This is a genomic window from Reinekea sp. G2M2-21, from assembly GCF_015687175.1.
Classification (GTDB): Bacteria; Pseudomonadota; Gammaproteobacteria; order Pseudomonadales; family Natronospirillaceae; genus Reinekea.
In genome coordinates, this window is record NZ_JADPQG010000006.1 from 262665 (window position 1) to 281705 (window position 19041).

The following is a 19041-nucleotide window of genomic DNA, read 5'->3' on the forward strand; positions in this document are numbered from 1 at the left end:
GCGCTATATGCGCTGACAGTAGACATATTTTCACCCGCCATTTTTTCCACCTTTATCGCCAGAATAAAACACCCAGTACTTCGACGACTTGAATGAAATGCCGGTGAATATACCGACAATCACAAACAACACCCATGCCAGCGCACTGCCATACCCCATATCAAAATATTTAAATGCCGTTTCATAAATATAAAGCGAGAACAGATAAGTCGACTTAGCGGGCCCACCTGCTGTTATTACATAGGGTGCCGTAAACTCTTGAAATGCTTGGGTTGTTTGCATGATGAAGTTAAAGAAGATAACGGGAGTAATCAGTGGAATAGTAATCTTGGTAAACATATGCCACTTGGAGGCCCCATCAATCATCGCAGCTTCATACTGAGATTGAGGAACACTTTGCAACGCAGCCAAAAATATCACCATGGCCGAGCCAAACTGCCAGACACGCAAAAGCGTGACAGACAACATAGCAAAGTGAGGTTCCCCTAACCACGCAACGGGTGGGATTCCTACATACCCTATAAAGGTATTGAGCAAACCATCCAATGAAAATATCGCGCGCCAAAGCACAGCAATGGCCACGCTCGATCCTAATATGGAAGGTATGTAGTAAGCCGTGCGAAATGCCTTAATTCCGCGTAATTTAAAATTCAAAACGAACGCGATAAACAGAGCAAAGGATAATTTCAATGGAATTGTTAGAAACACATACGCGAAAGTGACTCCTAATGACTTATAGAAAGTGTCATCACTAACCATGTAAGCGTAATTGTCTAACCCAACGAAGGAAGGTGTGTTTATGAGGTCATAATCAGTAAAGCTTATGATTAATGACGATATAAAAGGGAATGCCGTAAAGACGATCAACCCAATTATATAGGGACTTATGTAAGCAAGCCCTAACTTCTGATTTTCATACATAAATGTTGGCTCGAATTATTTTTATGAACAACGAGACGTATCTTATGCGTTTATCTTTTTTTTGCAATACCCGCATCAATATTTTTAAAACATTATTTCATTTTAATTTTTCATGGTTGTGTTATTTTAGAATGGAGTCGAAGACAATATGCACGTTAGCTATAAGAAACATGCTTTTCATGCAAATATAGTCAACATTACTTCAACAAAATAAAGCTTAAGAGGTGCGGCCCATGGCAATAGGCAACCAAGTCCAATTAGACTTCCATCAAGAAAATGACCCAGACACTGGAGTAGAAATCACTCGCCTTACACCTTTAGACGCTATATGCCACCGCCCCTATTTCTACCAAAAGTGCTTTACGAACGATGGCTCACATCTGCTTTTCGCGGGCAATTTTGATGGCCATTGGAATTACTATTTACTTGAGCTAAATCAGCAAATAGCGCGACAACTGACGGAAGGAGACGGAGATAACAGCTTTGGTGGTTTTCTTACTACCGATGAAACCGCGCTTTTTTATGTCAAATACAATCGACAATTAATGCGTGTTGAACTAAAAGACGGCTCACATAAGACCATGTACGAAGTTCCTGATGGCTGGGTAGGATATGGCACCTGGGTACCAAACTCCGAGTGTACAAAAGTAGTCGGTATCGAAATTGACGAACGCGACTATATGCCACTGACCGATTGGGAAAAATTTGCTGAGCAGTACCACCGAAAACCTCATTGCCGGCTTATTTCTATAGACCTGGCAACAGGCGAACGAAGCGTTATATCTGATCAACAAACATGGTTAGGCCACCCTATCTATCGTCCATTCGACGACAACACCGTCGCATTCTGCCATGAAGGACCGCACGATCTAGTCGAAACTCGAATGTGGATGGTGGACGAAGATGGACAAAACATGCGGAAAGTACATGACCAAGAACCTGGTGAAAGCTGTACGCACGAATTTTGGGTACCCGATGGCTCTAGAATGATTTTTGTTTCTTATCTTCGCGGTGAAAGTGACCGCTGGATATGCTCAGTAGACCCTGCGGGAACTCAATCTGTGCGAGAAATGAAAATGCCTCCATGCAGCCACATTATGAGTAATTCAGATGGCAGCCTGTTGGTGGGTGACGGCAGCGATACTCCCGTCGATGTTGCTGACACGAATGGGCATGAACACACGAGTGATCCTTATCTTTATATACTCGATCTAAACACAAAAAAATCAAGGAAGTTATGTCGCCACGACACAAGCTGGGATGTTCTCGAAGGTTCTCGTCAAATTAACCACCCTCACCCTTCTTTTACACCTGACGAATCGCATGTGTTATTTGGCTCGGACAAGGATGGTAGCCCTGCGATCTATTTAGCTAAATTAAATTAGTATTTTAAAAAATACATATTTACCGAATAAGCATATCCAAAGGATGGTTCATATTTCATTAAAGTTGGACCTCTTTGCTTTTCGATAATAGAACTGATTATGGCAACCTAAGTACCGTTAACCTAGTGGCAATATTTTCATCGTAATTAGAACTAAAACGTTGAGAAATAGGATGTGTGCGGGATCACATCACGTGATCATAGTTCGAGACAACAAATACAGCAAAGTCCGAGGAATATCATGAGAAACAAAACACTAATTTACCTTCTAGCAATGAATGTTTCTTTTTTACTTCACCCGCAAGTTCAGGCTGAAGTAGTTGAACTTATCCAATCAGAAAACAATCACTATCATTTGGAATCAAACAATTTCTTAAGTAAGACATTGGCAAAGAAAGGTCATTCACTGGACCTTAAAATACTCGACAAAGACATTAATGCATTTGATCTCAACTCGCGTATCTACCATGGTAATGCTCCAGCTGCTGTTAGGATTGAAAATTTAGATTTTCAACAATGGGCAAGGCTTGGTTTTCTAGCCAACCTCAACGCGCTGGCCACAAGTGAAGAGTGGGATAGATTCTTACCCAAAGCAGTCTCAGATATTTCGAAATACAATGGAAACTATATTTCCATTCCGGTAAGTTTGAGAAAAACTAATGTTTTAAAAGCAAATACAGCCCTGTATGAAAAATTACAGATCCCCCGCCTGAAGACCTGGGAGGATTTTGATAAAACCGCTGAATTGATTCAACAACAAGGTTATAACGTTATTGAGCCCATAACTGATAAAGTTCTACTGGCTCAATTGTTCGAGTCAATCGCGCTATCTGTCGGGGGACTGGACTACTATAAAAAAGTCTTCATAGACCTAGACATTATAGAACTTCGAAGCCGGACTACAGAATTGGCATTTGAGAGATATTATAAACTTCTGGAACTGATGGACTTTCAAGTAACCGAGGAAAATCAGAAAACAGTGTTTCAGATTGGCGGCCTAACCTCGATTGACAATTCACAATCAAAGAGAAAGCCATCATATGAAACTTGTTTAAATATTCCTGGACTAGAGAAACACTTCATTTTTGATGTTGAGAATTTTGTATTTTTTAATATGCCTAACATATTTGAAAAGGTGGTCGCTCAAGAAGATTTAGCTAAGATTGTAATTTCCGATCTATACCAAGTTGCCTTGAATCGTTCTAATAGTTCGATACCCGCGAGGATGGATAGCGGAATGACAAATTTCAGTCCCTGCAATCAAATGACAATGAATGATCTAGTGGCTGCAAACAATGCAGATCAAGTCATTCACAGTATTGCAAACGGGATTGATACGACACAATCTATTCAAACAAATTTAGTAAACAAGATACATCAACTATCCTTCGCACCAAAGACTCCTAGTGTTTCAGCGAGAGAACTTTCAAAAGCACTTCGGTTGGGTAATTATATTCTTAGATAAAGCACAATTGAACTGTGTTGCCAACACGGTATCAGTATCGACACCTATTACAACTGTAAATCCAAGTATGGTGGTAAGGAAACTTCTGATATCAAGAATCTGCATGAGCGAGAAAAAGACAATAGCCAGCAGAAATAGGTGTTTGCTAATCTCAGCCTAGAAGATCAGCGCTGAAAGCGCTGCTTTAAAAAAGGACGGCAGTCCGACACGAGGCTTCGTTTTCTTCGCTTGGGCAGTGCTCTGAACCAGTCCACCGAAGGGCATCTCTAAAATATCCGTCGATCTCTGCGTGTGTGCTAACAGCGTGCAAACAAGGCAAACACTGATGGGAATGACGAGTCCTTTTAAAAATATTTAACGTTGTGTTGTGCGTTGCTAGCCCGCGCCCTGCGGGGACTTAAGTACGATTTTATGGCTTTGTTGAAAATTCTTAACTCAGCCCGCTAGGTTTTCAGATTTTTGCCTCGCCCTGAGCTCGTTCTTAAATCCAGAGTCAGATGAACTTTCTAGAGATACCCTTAAGTAAGCCTCAACTTACTGTGTTGAATCAGTCAATTTCATCCGGCTCAACGCCCGTAAATTGGGTCGTCAATGTCAGCGCAGTACGTGTTTCAACAGCCTCGCCTCTGCTTTGCTTTGCGGCTTTTAATACAATTTCGCCGTCCTCGGCAAAGCTGTTCACAGATAACAAGCTGATGAAAGCAACGATTATGCATGAGATTAACTTAGTCATTTCATTTCCCTTTCGTAATGAGTTTGCTTATGGCGCAGTCGGTTAACTGGCTTTTCGTCTCAAAGAAACTTGCCATCTCTTTGATGTGGGTAGATTGCTCGATTTTGGCTTTTTGCAAAATAACCCAGTTAGGGGTCAACTTGGGTGAGGTGAATCTCACCCGGTTGTGGGAGTAACCGCGCAGAAAGCGTCGTGTTACAGGCTTGGCATGACATGTTGGATAGCCCTATGGCGCAACACAGTATTGTTGGAACTTGATCTTACGAGTCAACACAACCAAGCTGAGCTGTGAAGCCTGCTCCATGCCGCCCTAAGTACGGGTTCGACACCTGTTTATCGACAGGTGAACATCTTGAACAGAGAACCGGCTAGGTTTGTATCGAATGGAAAACTCCCCTTATCGCCAGCCCGCCACTCAATCAGATTAACGGTCTCTGCGTCATCAATATTCAACAAACAAGTCGCTGGCTTAGCGGGTCAGTGAGGTAGAATCCATTAGTTCGCGGTTGCTACAGAGCTCTGCGACCACCGATTAACCCAAATAATTATGCCCAGGGTCAGTAAGCCAAACACCAAAAAACCACCAACGATAGGCGTTACATTATTGGCATAGGCTTTACCGATAATGATCGCAAAGGGAATTGAGATAAAGTTAGAAATAGAACCGACGAAAGCAGCACCCAAACCAGCTATATGTCCTAACGGCTGCATAGCAAGTGAATTTAAATTGCCAAACAAGATGCCTACACAAAATAGCGTAATCGGGAAATACAGCATTGTTAACCAGAAAGGTACTAACCCATTTATGAAATACGCTATCCACAGAACCACTGCCGCGACCACAACCATGACGGTAACCGAAGCCAACGCCATTCTGAGCATTCCAAATTTCATGACCAACTTTGCGTTCAGAAAAGAAGCCAGCCCGACAGACAGCGACAACACAGCAAAAACCGCTGGATACAGCGGACCAAGCCCATACAGTTCTTGGAAAACCTGCTGCGATGTACTCATATAAGCCAAGAATGGCGACAATACAAAACCCGATGCAATGGTATAACCCAACGCCACTGGGTTGGTGAGAATGTCTTTCAATCCGCTCGCTAACGTCGCAAAGGTGAGTGGTTTCTTATTTTCTTTCGCTAGCGTTTCCGGTTGCCGTAAAGTAATCCAAATTAAAACGGTTAAAGACAGGGCCACGAAAAACAAAAAAACCACATGCCAATCAATGAAATGCACAATGGCTTGTCCAATTGTAGGCGCTATCGCCGGCACAAAAATGTAAACACCCATAATAAAAGACATAACGCGACTCATGACGTCGCCTTTATACTGATCGCGCACCATAGCAAGGCACAACGTTCGAAACGCTGCCAACCCAAATCCCTGTACAAAACGTCCGACTAGCATCAGGTCAAGATCTGTTGCCAGCAAAGAAATAAGACACCCAACAATATAAATGGAAATACCGGCATAAATGGGTGGCTTTCTGCCGACGCTGTCCGACAGGGGACCATAGAAAATCATCCCGACAGCCATGCCCAAAAACAGAAAAGACACAATCAATTGAAGATCGTTAGCATTAGCCACAGACAGATAGTTACCAATGGCAGGCAGTGCAGGCAACATTGCATTGGTGCTTAATGCCGTTAATGACGTCATTAACGCCATTAGCGTAACAAATTCCAAAAATGCAATTTTCTTAGGTTTTGCAAACGCCATGGTAGAGCCCCTCAACTTTTGAAAAGGTCACGTTGCAAAAAAATGAAAGCCACCGATCTTTTTGTAACGAGCACGAAGGTTCAAACAATTATCATTCAAACTTATGAAAACGCGGCGCATTCTACACACATCGAGTTTAAAAAGAAGCGCAACAACAGACTCACCTTCCAATTTATGAAAGATATCCATGCAAAAACTCAAGCCAATTTATGTTTTTTAGACGCACGTCTAAAAATTTATACATATCCATACGGTCAGCTTTTTAAGCAAGGCCGAAATTCATTACTTTTTAGTTTTTTCCCACAGTGAAAAACTTTGATTTCTTAGAGCGGCATCAATAAAAATCAAAGAAACTTCAAAAACTTTAGACGCAGGTCTAAAAAAATATATTAGACACTGTCGCTTTTCAATTATTAGGCTAGCTACAAAAAAACTTTCGTGTTATCCCTAAAAAAGAGAGAAAAATCAGGAAACACTTCTGACTAAAAATTTATTTTTTGAAACAGAGCTGACACATAAAACGATTAACGTGTTCGCAATTATTCTTTCGAATGGAATACCTGTTGACTAAAGAATAGCTTTTTCAAGAATCATGAACACAACATTCAAAAGGCATTAAAAGAAAAACCAAAAAGAAAAAAGTCGCACAAATTAATTGAAGTCAAACAAGAAGCCAGGCGCACATTTTGTTAATTAGCCAACACATATTCTGATGCCTTTTGCCTTCAATTTGAGCGTAGTTTATTGCGTGTTAAACGATTAAAAGTTACGACTACGATCAAAACAACGAACCAACGAATCACTGGAGAGAAGCAGACCCATGTTTAAAAAAGAAAAGCGAAAACCATTGAATGATCCAAGCTTGATTCGGGTAAAAATAACCCCGCAAATGTTGGATTATGATCGCTTCGCTGCACGTGGCCGATCACAATACCTGCCTTACGTAATGGGTTTTAATGCTGCTGAGTTCACGTCGAATTCCATCAATACGGATCACCTCGGGTTTAGATACTCGGTCGATACTGATGGCAATCCAATCAGTGTTGGGACGTTAAGCAAAGAAAAATACCCGCAAGTTAACCTTCTCGTCGGAGCATCACCTTCACTTGGGTATGGTGCAACGTCCGATGCCGCCACAGTGGTTTCCAGGCTGACTGCTCACGACCCATCAGGCACGCCATGGTTGAATTTTGCGGGTCATTGCTACAACTCAGCACAAGAACTATTGCTGTACATCATGCATGCGCACCGGCTACCCAAAATTAAAAATATTGTGATCATGAGCGGTTTTAACACGCTGGTTATGGCTCGTCTTCCAGAGTTCATTCGAGGGGAGTTACCGCCATTCTATTTCTGTGGCGAGTACTACGAGAGGTTTGATGACATAGCCAAAGAAAACGGTGGTGAAGTACAGGATAAAAAACTCCCTAAATGGCCTGCAGAAACAACTGCGGTACCGCCAATCGAGCAAACCATACACCTTGGTGCAACCGAAAGTCTCCGGTGCCTGCAACAATGGGCACACTTGGCTCGAGGTGTCGATGCAAAGTTAACGTATCTAATGCAACCGCTAGCGACTTGGGTCAGAAAACCTTGCGCTGAAGAGCAATCCCTCTACGACGAACTCGATCAACTTTCTCGACTGGGTACATGGGACACACTGTATGGGGACATTTCAGACCCTTCAGTTGCCGGTTCATACGCAGACATACTTGCTACGGGCTGCCATCAACTGGACATACCCTTTGGAAACTTGGTGACCGAACTTCAACAGTGCGCGGAAGATGAGTGGCTGTTCGTGGACCGAGCTCACTTCACTGATCATGGGAACGATATCGTTGCGAAATCGGTCCAAAATTTATTGGGTAACTAAGGACTAATTATGATTAAGAAACTACGTGACATGCTCGGCGCTTTGATGGGTCGAAAAAAGAAAAAGAGCAAAAAAAATGACTCTTCGATTTACCCAATGTTTTGAATAATATGAACCGAGAATATTTTGCACAATTCCTTAACGCTGAGGCCGGCCAAAATGTCCGGACTAAGTTTACGGCGGATGTTCTGCATCGACTAGTTCACAACGTTGAGATACCAGAGCATTTTGCCGGCCAGGCGTTGGATGAGCGCGGCTTTATTGATGCCCTTAGCGCAGAGGCAGCTGAGTGTTTGGCACCATTGCGACAGTCGTTTCTGTGCTTGCGTGATGAAATAAAGGAATGTCCCGACGAAACAGCGTCAATCCGTGCAAAACTTGCTTTGGAAGTTACGCCGTTATTTCTCAGTACACTGCACTTAATATCATTCGTCTGTGGTAACAGTAACAATGAATCCCGCTATGCAATGGAAACGCTGAAGGTACATGCGCAGGACATCGCCCATGGGCAACCCCGTAACGGACGTGTAGAGCTGTTTCAAACGCTGTTGCAGGACAACGGCCTTGCCACTTCAGTTGATAACCTTATTCACTCAAGTACCGACAGTAGAATTTCCGATGGTGCATTTAACCTACCGGCAAAGTTAGTCACATTCGGACATTTCCCACAGTCATTGACGGGTGAAATTCTAGGTATCAATTTATTGCTCCGGCAGCCCGGGACGCTCCCACCATTAGAACTCTTGTCTACCTTAGTGACCGATAACGCTTGGTTTTTGGACCTGGGCGCTTCATCGCATAGCCAACATCAGTGCCTGGAGGATTCTATTGGTGCCGTACAGGCTTACGTCGATGATTTCGGTGATAAAGGGCGAGTGCAAATATTGAAGGGATATTTCTGGATTCTGAACGAGGTAAAAGTCTTTTGCGGAGAATTACTTAACCTTTTGGATGCATGGAAGGACCCTCGTGAAGCGGCACGACAACTCATCGCCAATAGAACGTTTGATGCCTGTCAATATCATCGGAAGACGAAACTCGCAAAAGTTTCCATGCGCGAACTGCTCGATAAGGACGATACGGACAATTTCTTGAAACACCTCGCATCGAGCGCATTTGTGACCGAAGGAAAACCCGAATCAAGCCCACTGTTAAATAAACTTATAGCGCCTACGGGCAAGATGTTCCGAATTTTTGATGGCGATGACATCGCTATTTTAAATCGATGGATCAAAGGGATGCCTTACGAGTCGGATTCTTTAACAACGCCAGCGTACAAGCAATGGCAAGATGACGGTGAATTAGCTCTGCTCGAACACAGTAGTCACAATTTGGTCCCTTTCAGCAAAAACGATGTACCGATCCGAACGCGGTATTATCGGCTGTTGCGTTCAGAAACACTTCCATCGGATGAAGCATGGGCGAAAGATTACGCCAAGCATTGGCTGGCAAGCGCAGCCAAAGAAGGGGATTGCCCCCTGCCGTCCAGCTGGTCCGCCGGAACATTGGTCCGATGGCTACAACACCGTCACCAATTATCAAATCAACAGTTTGATGAAGGCGACGATGTACCTGAAAAAGATGCGGTGGTGGCAGACATTTTGGCTTTAGCTCCGTTGACAATGATTGATGGCGCTTGGTTGAGTGGATTCTGCCATCCCCAAGTGGCCACTTCGTCTTTTGGGTTTCGGCTGTTTGAGACTTTTTACGATGAGCTCGGAAACGGTGTAGAAAGACAAAACCATCCTGTCATTTATCGACAGCTACTCAACAAGGTTTACGGTGAATTTCCGCCGACTGCCAGCGTTGAGTTTTCAGAGCATTCTGCGTTCGATAACAAAGACTTCGCCCTACCCGTTTACTGGCTCAGTATTGGTCGATTCCCTCTGACATTTACCCCTGAAATCCTCGGTTTAAACCTTGCTATGGAATTGTCAGGAGTCGGAGGTGGCTATCGAAAAACGCACAAAGCTTTGGTTAAGTACCGATTCCCCACTTTGTTTGTGGACTTACACAATACCATCGACAACACATCAACTGGCCATAGCGCATGGGCTGCAGCCGCTATCGACGCTTATCTATCAACCTACTCAACAGATGCGCAAGTGGAACTTTGGCAAAGGATTCGTACAGGGTACATGTCCCTCAGTCAGATACCGCAAAAAAGCATCTTCCACAAAATAAAAGAAAGGATGAAATCAATTCTATGATGTATACCCTTGGAATTTCAGCATTCTATCACGACAGCGCTGCAACATTACTGGCCGACGGCAAGATAATCGCCGCTGCCCAGGAAGAGCGTTTCACCCGTGTCAGGCACGACCGAAGCTTCCCGAAACATGCTATAGAGTATGTTTTACGTTGCGCTGATATCGAGCTTTCCGATGTAGATCATGTCGCCTACTACGAAGACTCCGCCGTTAAATTTACTCGTGTTGTATCCACGGCAGCCGCAGCCGGTTTAAAAGGAACGCTCAAGTATGCTCCGGTATTAAAAGACTGGTTAACGTCTAAACGCCGAATGGACAAAGAAGTCGTTCGCCACCTGAGAGACATGGGTGACCGCCCCAATCGTACCATCAATGTTTACAGTCACCATCAATCTCACGCTGCATCGGCATTTTATCCAAGCCCGTTTGAAAGTGCTGCAATACTTTGTGTTGACAGTGTCGGTGAATGGGCAACCACCACTGTCTGGCATGGCACACCTCAGAGCCTGAAGCTGGTTGCTGAAATTCAGTTTCCACATTCATTGGGGCTGCTGTACTCCGCGTTCACTTACTTCTGCGGATTCAAAGTGGACTCTGGAGAATACAAGCTAATGGGGCTGGCTCCTTATGGTAAGCCAACGCATGTAGACACGATTTTAACGGAATTGATTGACGTTAAAGCCGACGGAAGCTTCCGGTTAAATTGGCCAAAATTTGAATTCGTCAATGGCGAAGTTATGACGGGCGGTAGTTTTGAAGATCTTTTCGGTGGACCTCGCCGAGAGTCAGAGGCGCCACTGACAGAAAGAGAATTCAACCTGGCTGCGTCCGTTCAAAAAGTAACAGAACTGGTCGTTTCAAGGCTGGCAAAAACCGCAAAGGAGCTTACTGGTGAAAGTCACCTGTGCATGGCGGGAGGTGTTGCGCTGAACTGCGTCGCCAATGGCATTGTCTCACGCGAAAGAACGTTTGATCGACTCTGGATTCAACCCGCTGCTGGCGACGCGGGCGGCTCCCTGGGTTCGGCACTTCTGGCAGATCGTAAGTACCGGAATGTTCATACACGGGAGCTGAAAAAGGAATTGAAAGATGCCATGCAAGGCGCACTGCTAGGACCTGAGTATTCTGCAGATCAAATCCAGGCGGAGCTGGATAAACACAGCGCGGTGTATGAAAAGCTAGCGTCTACCGACCTGGACAAAAAGGTCGCCTCAGCGATTGAATCCGGAAAAGTGATTGGTTGGTTTCAGGGACGAATGGAGTTCGGTCCAAGGGCATTGGGAAATCGTTCCATCATTGGCGACCCTCGACGCGCGGACACACAGAAGAACATGAATCTGCAAATCAAATTCAGGGAATCCTTCCGGCCATTTGCACCAGTCGTGCTGGCTGAGAAAGCCTGTGAGTATTTCGACATTGTTGAAGAGAGCCCTTACATGCTGGTTGTCTCTCCGGTTGTTGAAGCGATCCGAAAGTCCGTACCGACTGAAGATAAAAAACGGAGCGGCATTGACCTTCTCAATGTGGTTCGTAGCGACTTGCCTGCTATCACACATGTTGACTGTTCAGCACGAGTGCAAACAGTTGATGAAGAACGGAACCCAAGATTCCGTGCCCTTCTGGATACATTTTATGACATGACCGGTTGCCCGGTGTTGGTTAACACTTCGTTTAATGTTCGAGGAGAACCAATCGTAAATACGCCTTTTGAAGCCTACCAATGTTTCATGCGAACCAATATGGACATTTTGGCCATCGGCGATTTCTATTTGGAAAAAGCGAAGCAACCTGAGTTTATCGAAGAAATTGACTGGCGCGAAGCAGTGCCACTGGACTGATTCAAACCAATCATTTAGGAGAAACCAAATGTACTACTTATTAATGTTTTTTGTTGCTTTGTCCGGCATCTACGTGCGTAGAAGCAAATCTTTCGCTGCGAAACCAGACATGAAGTCCACGTCTTATTTGAGACGAACGAAATGAACATTATGGTCAATAAGATTCCTTCATTTTCATTTTTGAAAACGATCAAGTTGGATAACTTGAAGTTGGAGGACCTCAATGAATTTCGTGCATCTTTGGCCGGTCAGCATCATACCGCTGAAAATGTTGGAGAAACGGGAAGCAACTGGCTGAGATCGGTCTTGCATCCGGATGTTATTGACGACATTCGAAAGTTTGCCCGCAGCAGTCACAAAGTGCTGTTACTGCAGGGTATCAATCTCTCTACGGATATTCCATCACCCCGTACCGGGTTTCTGAGCGAAGACCAATGCGTCCTGGATTTTGACCTGTTGCTATTTGGCATGCTACGACTTCTGGGGGTGGAACCACACGCAGTGGAATACGAGAACTACGGCAAACTCGTCAGAAATGTCGTACCCGTGCCAGACGCTGTCGGTACCACCAGCTCCTGGGGTGCTGATGTCGACTTTTCATGGCATACGGACAATCCAAACTGGCCATTTGCAGACAAAAACAGCGATATCACATCCTGCACGCCAGAGTATCTAGCTTTTACTGCGGTACGCAATGAAGAAGCCGCCTCAACCGACGTGGTATTCATTGACACGGTGTTGGATACCTTACCGAACTGGGCCATTGAGCAGTTAATGCGACCTGCATTTAAGTTCAAAGCACCTGCGTCCAATGAAAGTTTCCACGGTAAAGCCAGAATTTTCCCGATCCTGGAATATTCAGGCGGTGGATTCAGGATGCGTTTTGATGAATCGATCATTACAGCTACAGATCCAGATGGAAAAGAAGCATTGGATGTTTTAATTCAAAAACTTCACGACATTGAAGGAAATCGACTGGTTCTTGGACCGGGAGATTTCCTGATCTTTAAAAATACCCAGGTGTTACACAGACGAAAGGCTTTTGAGCCAAAACTCGATGGCAATGCTCGTTGGTTACGCCGAATTTATGGCAGCTAAAACGATAATAGGAATAAGGAGTCAGAAATGAATAAACGTGTAGCCGTAATTGGTGGTCGCCCTTCACCAATCCACAACGCAAAAGAACTTGGAATTGATGTTGTCCTGGTCCATGAAGAAGGTGCATACGAGCCGAGCGTGATTAATTACTGTGAACAGATTGTTCACGCAGATATCACAGACGCTGAAGCCATGATCAAGGTTCTGGAACCATTACACAAGGAACGTCCGTTCGACCGAATTCTAACCACAACTGAGAATGCCGGGGAGTCAACCGGCAAATTGGTCGATTATTTTCAACTCCCGGGCGTTGCCTATCAGACGGCTTTCTTACTTAAAGACAAGCTGGCCATGCGCGATCATCTGGCTGAGCACAATCTCAGCCCTGTTGCCTACCAAAAAATCACCCAAGTGGATGAAGCCATCGACTTCGTCGATCGAGTCGGACAGTCTGTACTGAAACCGGCTGAAGGCGTCGCCAGTCTTCATATTCATCATTGCAGCAATGAAACCGATGTTCGCAATGCGATGGTCTCACTCGAAGCTGCTGGCGTAACGAACATCATCATCGAGGAGTTCCTGGACGGACCTGTTGTGAGTGTTGACTCCTTTTCCTTTGAAGGTCGTCATGTTCCCATTGGTTATTCCCAATACCGTATGAATGAAAAGTATGTCGAGTGGGAAGTCAGCACTCCCAGCTCATACGCAAAGCCTTGGCTCAATGAACTGCGTGACATGGTTTGCCGCCTGTTAGACGCTGTTGAGTTACGGGAGGGTCCTTCCCATAGCGAATTCGTACTGACCGAAAAAGGCCCACGTGTACTGGAGTCCCACGCTCGATTGGCAGGGTCTGGTGCACCAGAACTGGTAAAACGGGCATTTGGTGTAGATCTGAATAGAATGTTTCTGACTATTCCATTAGGTATAGATACCTTGCCAGAGACGTCTCCTGAGCCAATAGCCGGTGCGGCCATCCAGTTCTTTGTTCCTACGCCAGGGAAAGTTGTCAGTGTTTCAACGGACCTGCCAAATGATATCGACGTGCGCTATACGAAAAAAGGCGAAGCGCCAATGGTCTTTTTACCATTTCTTTTTGATCTGGGAGAATCCAAGAAGGCGGTCGTTATTCAGAAGCATGAAGGAGATACCATCCCTCGTTTAGACACAGTCGCAGACTGTGCTTCAGGGTACGTACTTGCCACGGGTGAGTCTCGTGAAGATGCTGTTCGGATCACAGACGAACTGGTTTCCCAAGTTCACTTCGAAGTGGTTGTACAAGAATGAGCTACATACTGTGTTTGCATCGCTGGGTAGGACAACAGGCACTCTACGCAGAGTACCTTAAAGACTCCAACCTTAAGCTTCGCGTCCTTTGTACGCAGGAATCGATTGATTCATTGCCAAGGGCCTGTTGTCTGTCGATAGAAGCCTTTCCATCATTGGACAATGTTGAGCAAGTGCTGAGTATTGCAGAGCGACATATTAGTGAACACGGTATGCCTGAGCTTATCGTCGCCTTAAATGAAGCAGACTTACTGACGGCCGCTCTCCTGAGAGAGCGCTGGCAAATAAAGGGTGATCATAGTGCACGAGCAGAACAGTTCCGTGACAAACTGAAAATGCTTGATGTTGCGAAAATGCAGTCAGCCATAAAAGTTCTTCCTGCAGAAAGACCTGAAAATGTCGAGTCGATTGTGACGTCATCCGGCTTCCCGATAATCTTGAAACCTCGATTTGGCACAGCCAGTAAAGGCGTAAAGAGAATCACCTCATTAGAGCAACTTGACCAAGAAGAGCCATTCCATGAACCCATGATGGTTCAGGAGTTTTGCTCTGCGCCCATCTTACATGTTGATGGTTGGTGGGATGGTAATGAATTGGTTGTGGCGACGGTTTCTCGCTACTCAAATACTTGCGCGGAATTCGATGAAAACTCACCCTTAGGCAGCGTTGAGCTAAACCATGGGGATGAAGAGCAACGCATTCTTGATCGCGTTAAAGTGTTAGTCGCCGCATTTTCGCCAAAGGAAGACTTGGTCTTCCACCTGGAATTATTTGAGGATGGCGAGGAGTTAGTCTTCCTGGAAATCGCAGCGCGAGTCGGCGGAGCTGAAATTCCGTTTATGTGGCGAGAAATTCGAAATATTGATCTATTGGGTATTGCCTGGGAATTACAAACCGGGCTTTCAACCGTTTACCGAGATCGTGCTCGGCAATTAAGCTCAGGCAGTCGCCCCATTCAAATCGATAGGGGTGCTTGGATCATTGCCCAACGACACGGTGCAAGTAAAGACGACTTAAAAACGCTTTATTGGGCCCAAGGGGAAGAGAAAGAGTTCTATGCCAGTGGAGTCTATGAAGGCGCCAAAACCCGGCTGCGTTTTAAAAGTAATCATCAAGAATTACTATTAACAGATGTACAGAAAGTATTTTTACAACTGTCTGAAGCCTGAATTAGAGAGGAATTAAATTGAAAACAGCAGTAATTACCGGCGCCAGTACCGGAATTGGTGAAGCATGCGCCCGCACATTGGCCGCTTCAGGATGGCAAGTAGTTCTTGTCGCAAGACGGGCCGAGCGTATCGCAAAAATCGCGGATGAGCTTCAAGGGCTAGCCTTACCACTTGATGTCACGAACGTGACGAAAGATGATTTTGAGGCTGTCGAACAATGCGATTTGTTGATCAACTGTGCTGGCGGCGCACTTGGGCTTGACCAAGTCGACTCTTACTCGGCAGAAGACTGGTCAACCATGTTTGACAGAAATGTAATAGGCACTCTGAAAATGACACAAGCTTTGCTACCTCGAATCATTGAAGCTCAGGGTTGCATTATCAACATAACATCGACGGCAGCGTTAGGTGGTTATGAAGGCGGCAGCGGTTACTGCGCTGCAAAAAGTGCGCAAAGAGCCTTAACGCAGTCACTTAGATTGGAAATGAAAGGTAAGCCTATCCGAATCACGGAAGTATTACCTGGCATGGTGTACACACCAGAATTTTCATTAAATCGGTTTAATGGGGATGAAGCAAAAGCGAAAGCCGTCTACGAAGGAGTTGACCGACCGTTGACCGGTGAAGATGTAGCTGAAGTCGTGGCAAGCATCGCACACCTGCCTCCGCACGTTAACATTGATGAAATTGTCGTACGCCCAGTTGCTCAACGTGGCCAATATGCATTGCATCGAGGTGAACTCGGTTGGCATGAAAAATAGTTTGAAGATCTGAACACTTATAAAGGAGGTCTACCTATGGTTAGCGGTGCAAGTATGGCAGGCGTTGCAGTGATTGCACTCGGTATCGTACTGACGCCCGGTCCCAATATGGTGTATTTGGCGTCTCGATCCATCTCACAGGGCAGAATGCCCGGCATGATATCGCTAGCTGGTGTAGTCCTCGGCTTTATTTGTTATATGTTCGCTTCGGCGTTAGGCCTGTCCGCAATATTTAAAGCGGTGCCGGTTACTTATGACATTGTCAGGATTGTGGGAGCTTTCTATCTGGGTTATTTGGCATGGAGTATGGTCAAACCCAGAGGAGCGTCTCCTTTCGAAGCTCAGGTGTTGTCAGCTCACTCACCTAAACGATTGTTCACAATGGGACTGGTAACGAACCTATTGAACCCTAAAATCGCATTGATGTATGCGGCTTTGATTCGACAGTTCATTGACACCTCGATAGGATCAACTTTTAATCAGTTTATTCAATTCGGCATGATTCAAGTGACTATTGCGGCATCGATCAATGCATTGATCGTACTCGGAGCAGGTTCGATCAGTAATACCTTGTCGCAAAACCCGAAAGCCATGACTATTCAACGGTGGGTTTCGGGTACCGTTCTAGGCGCATTCGCCGTCAAAATTCTGTTTCAAAAAACACCAGCAACCTAATTGCTGTCAATAACCATCGCCGGACCCGTAACATACAAAGTGACTGTATTAAGGGTCCTGTTACCGAAGTAAATAGTTTTCTCGGCATTAGTAAATTAAGTGAAACAACCGAACCGGGGACTCGACAGTTTTAAGTCCAGCGGCAGGAAGCACTCAGCGCCATCCATGGCGCGGCCTCTTCGTGCATCCATCGGATGGTACTGTATTTTTCCCTACGCACAGGCAACTAATTCGCAGAGGACGAATTCGCAGGACCGAAAGGAGCCTATGGGGAAAACCATAAATGGTTTTCATAGCATTCCCGGAACGCGTTAAGCGAACGGTTCTCGTTTCGCTAATCTATAAAATATGTGAAACAACGGAATCGAGGGCTCAACTGTTTTGAGTCCGGCGGCGGGAAGCACTCAGCGGGTCCATGGCGCTGCCACTTCGTGCATCCTGCGGATGGAGCAAAATGTTCCAGACATTTTGGCGAACCCGGAACGCGTTAAGCGAACGGTTCTCGCTACGTCAGTAAAATATGTGAAACAACGGAATCAAGGGCTCGACTGTTTTGAGTCCGACGGCGGGAAGCACTCAGCGCCGTCCATGGCGCTGACACTTCGTGCATCCTGCGGATGGTGCAAAATGTTCCAGACATTTTGGCGAACCCGGAACGCATGAAGCGAACGGTTCTCACTGCATCAATAAAACACAAAAAAGCCCCCACTCCTTTCGGCGTGTCGTTTACAGCATAAAGTGTCACATAAATCCAGCATAAATTGTCACAACCCGATTATTGGGCCCACATAGAGTTAGCAACCACTTACAACTAGGCTATTTGATCGCTACAAAGTGAGCAATTTCTAAGCATCACCTTACTTAATCGATCAAAGAACATTTAAAAAATGTAAATCGGCTTGAGACAATTTATGGTTGAATTCTAAAATCTCACATCAATGGACAGAAAAGTGATCACGAGACAATACCTGCTTGGCGTAAGCTTGCGTCTTAATGGTATCAAACAAGCGATCGTCGGTATTGCTGCTCATGAATCGGTCACGTTTTTTTGAGAATGCGGAATGGCTCCATATCGAATCGTCTATGCCGTGCCAGAAAAACCAACGGAACATCATGTCAAAATCAATCCGTTCGCATAGCTGTCGTTCAGATCGGGATAAACAATATTTGCAACAGGGAAGCTTTCAATAGCATCTCCGCAATAGTTGAGGAGCGCCCTTTGCCCGCATAGGCTTCATCAAAAAGCGGCTCTATTAACGCCAGGGCTCATCCACAATTTTGCGAAACTTTCGGATCGGATGCGATTGAGGAATTCGGGATTCCATGTCAACAAAGTTGAACATGCCGTAGTAAGGATTCATATCGTCGCCAATACGTCTATCTGCAATTTTATTTCCAAGTATTGTACGCTAAAGTTACTTTTACAACAGGCTGCTATTGGCGCACATTACATACTCCACAAAATTCTAAATAGTGACAATACAATTTATATCCTTGGAATAATGGACAATATGTTTAAAAGTGTTGAAGTTCAAAACACGAGCTATATTTTTGTATTATTTGATCCAGTCTCGAAAGAAGTCGATGGCAAGCCCCTAGTTTCTTAGACACTCATTAGCTTCTCAAAATACTGTTTCTCGTACTCGACCGGAGACAGTCCATCATTGTTTCCATGTCGTCGAACTGGGTTGTAGAAAAAGCTCAATATAGTTAAAGACTTCTGCTCGCCCTTCGTTTCGAGTCTTGTAAATCTTCTTTCGGATGCGCTCCGTTTTTAGATTCGAGAAAAAGCTTTCAGCGACTGCATTGTCATGGCAATTGCCTCGCCGACTCATACTTGCCTCCAGATTGTGGTCTTTCAGGAACGTGCGCCAATCACTGCATGTGTACTGAACGCCCTGATCTGAG

Annotated in this window: 15 protein-coding genes and 2 pseudogenes; 12 read left to right on the forward strand and 5 right to left on the reverse strand. The window is 45.0% G+C overall.

Annotated elements, in window-relative coordinates; translation table 11 throughout:
• Positions 1-30: 30 nt before the first annotated feature.
• Positions 31-921 carry a carbohydrate ABC transporter permease gene (locus IYN85_RS20135; protein ID WP_196160740.1) on the reverse strand — a complete coding sequence of 297 codons (891 nt, stop codon included), beginning with the start codon at positions 919-921 and terminating at the stop codon, positions 31-33.
• Between the two features lie 233 nt (positions 922-1154).
• On the opposite strand from IYN85_RS20135, the gene IYN85_RS20140 reads away from it, so the two are divergent.
• From IYN85_RS20140 to IYN85_RS26015, 3 genes are all read left to right on the forward strand, one after another.
• Positions 1155-2306 (forward strand): oligogalacturonate lyase family protein, encoded by a 1152-nt coding sequence (locus tag IYN85_RS20140; RefSeq protein WP_196160741.1) that lies wholly within the window; start codon positions 1155-1157, stop codon positions 2304-2306.
• 240 nt (positions 2307-2546) lie between these two features.
• Positions 2547-3770 carry a hypothetical protein gene (locus IYN85_RS20145; RefSeq protein ID WP_196160742.1) on the forward strand — a complete coding sequence of 408 codons (1224 nt, stop codon included), beginning with the start codon at positions 2547-2549 and terminating at the stop codon, positions 3768-3770.
• A 12-nt stretch (positions 3771-3782) separates the two neighbouring features.
• A complete protein-coding gene (locus tag IYN85_RS26015) occupies positions 3783-3908 on the forward strand; it encodes a hypothetical protein (RefSeq protein ID WP_370592235.1) in 126 nt (41 codons plus the stop codon).
• Between the two features lie 409 nt (positions 3909-4317).
• Here the strand turns inward: IYN85_RS26015 and IYN85_RS20150 are convergent, their stop codons facing one another.
• Positions 4318-4503, reverse strand: coding sequence for a hypothetical protein (locus IYN85_RS20150; protein ID WP_196160743.1), 186 nt, complete (start codon positions 4501-4503; stop codon positions 4318-4320).
• A 495-nt stretch (positions 4504-4998) separates the two neighbouring features.
• On the reverse strand, positions 4999-6225 hold the full coding sequence (locus tag IYN85_RS20155; protein WP_196160744.1) for a multidrug effflux MFS transporter: 1227 nt from the start codon (positions 6223-6225) through the stop codon (positions 4999-5001).
• A gap of 42 nt (positions 6226-6267) precedes the next feature.
• On the opposite strand from IYN85_RS20155, the gene IYN85_RS20160 reads away from it, so the two are divergent.
• The 9 genes from IYN85_RS20160 to IYN85_RS20200 all read left to right on the forward strand — a co-directional run bounded on the left by IYN85_RS20160 (position 6268) and on the right by IYN85_RS20200 (position 17133).
• Entirely contained in the window at positions 6268-6534 is a 267-nt protein-coding gene (locus IYN85_RS20160) for a hypothetical protein (protein WP_196160745.1), read from the forward strand.
• 511 nt (positions 6535-7045) lie between these two features.
• Positions 7046-8098, forward strand: coding sequence for a hypothetical protein (locus IYN85_RS20165; protein WP_196160746.1), 1053 nt, complete (start codon positions 7046-7048; stop codon positions 8096-8098).
• 110 nt (positions 8099-8208) lie between these two features.
• Entirely contained in the window at positions 8209-10308 is a 2100-nt protein-coding gene (locus tag IYN85_RS20170; RefSeq protein ID WP_196160747.1) for an iron-containing redox enzyme family protein, read from the forward strand.
• A complete protein-coding gene (locus tag IYN85_RS20175; RefSeq protein WP_196160748.1) occupies positions 10305-12146 on the forward strand; it encodes a carbamoyltransferase in 1842 nt (613 codons plus the stop codon). The genes IYN85_RS20170 and IYN85_RS20175 overlap by 4 nt, the downstream gene beginning before the upstream one ends.
• A 141-nt stretch (positions 12147-12287) precedes the next feature.
• Positions 12288-13244: a TauD/TfdA family dioxygenase gene (locus tag IYN85_RS20180; protein ID WP_196160749.1), complete on the forward strand. Its 957-nt coding sequence runs from the start codon at positions 12288-12290 to the stop codon at positions 13242-13244.
• A gap of 27 nt (positions 13245-13271) precedes the next feature.
• The gene (locus IYN85_RS20185) at positions 13272-14528 is read left to right on the forward strand and encodes an ATP-grasp domain-containing protein (protein WP_196160750.1); all 1257 of its coding nucleotides are present in this window, start codon (positions 13272-13274) and stop codon (positions 14526-14528) included.
• Positions 14525-15697, forward strand: coding sequence for an acetyl-CoA carboxylase biotin carboxylase subunit family protein (locus IYN85_RS20190; RefSeq protein ID WP_196160751.1), 1173 nt, complete (start codon positions 14525-14527; stop codon positions 15695-15697). The genes IYN85_RS20185 and IYN85_RS20190 overlap by 4 nt, the downstream gene beginning before the upstream one ends.
• A gap of 17 nt (positions 15698-15714) precedes the next feature.
• A complete protein-coding gene (locus IYN85_RS20195; protein ID WP_196160752.1) occupies positions 15715-16458 on the forward strand; it encodes an SDR family NAD(P)-dependent oxidoreductase in 744 nt (247 codons plus the stop codon).
• 36 nt (positions 16459-16494) lie between these two features.
• On the forward strand, positions 16495-17133 hold the full coding sequence (locus tag IYN85_RS20200; RefSeq protein ID WP_196160753.1) for a LysE family translocator: 639 nt from the start codon (positions 16495-16497) through the stop codon (positions 17131-17133).
• A 935-nt stretch (positions 17134-18068) separates the two neighbouring features.
• Here the strand turns inward: IYN85_RS20200 and IYN85_RS20205 are convergent.
• Together IYN85_RS20205 and IYN85_RS20210 are read right to left on the reverse strand one after the other, a co-directional pair.
• Positions 18069-18296, reverse strand: a pseudogene (locus tag IYN85_RS20205) (transposase); the annotation flags it as partial.
• 440 nt (positions 18297-18736) lie between these two features.
• A pseudogene (locus tag IYN85_RS20210) lies at positions 18737-19041 on the reverse strand (IS3 family transposase); the annotation flags it as partial.